Annotated in this window: 1 protein-coding gene and 1 pseudogene; both read left to right on the top strand. The window is 46.2% G+C overall.

The annotated features are described in order from the left end of the window. Window positions 1–238, top strand: a pseudogene (locus tag R7P74_RS28025) (DUF6162 family protein); the annotation flags it as partial. A gap of 22 nt (window positions 239–260) precedes the next feature. Next, window positions 261–582 (top strand): metal ABC transporter solute-binding protein, Zn/Mn family (locus tag R7P74_RS28030; RefSeq protein ID WP_318123945.1); only part of this gene is annotated, 322 nt, incomplete at its 3' end.

Consider the following 582-nt stretch of genomic DNA (forward strand, 5'->3'; position numbering starts at 1 on the left):
AGGTTCGCATCAATGGCAGAGCATTGGTGACGGGATCTACTTGGGCATCAGACAGAGTGAGCAAGGGGCGGCTTCAATGATTCTAGATAGTCGTCAAAGCCACGCCGACATTTGGCTAATCGATGCCCATGGTTTTGCGCCAACCCCAACATTGAGCGAAGAAAGCCATCGCCATCAACAGGGGTGGCAACAGCTAATTCTCTCTTCTCCATCTTCTGCTCATCCTTCGCACACTTAACTCAATTCAAAGAATACATATTATGATCACACGTTCGCTTTTACGTTCCATGTTTGCATCTTGCGCTTTATTGGTCGCTAGCACGTCCAGTTTCGCGAGTGACAAAATGAAAATTGGTATCACGCTTCAGCCTTATTTCAGCTATGTGCACGCTGTTGTTGGTGACAAAGCGGAAATCTTGCCGCTGGTGGATGCTGGTTTTAATCCACATAACTACTTACCGCAACCGAATGATCTAAAACGTCTCAATGAAATGGATGTCATTGTGGTGAATGGTATTGGCCATGATGATTTTGCATTGAAGGTGATCAACGCGTCGCAACGCGATGATCTCGTTGTCATTG

This window comes from Vibrio sp. 2033 (genome assembly GCF_033339735.1).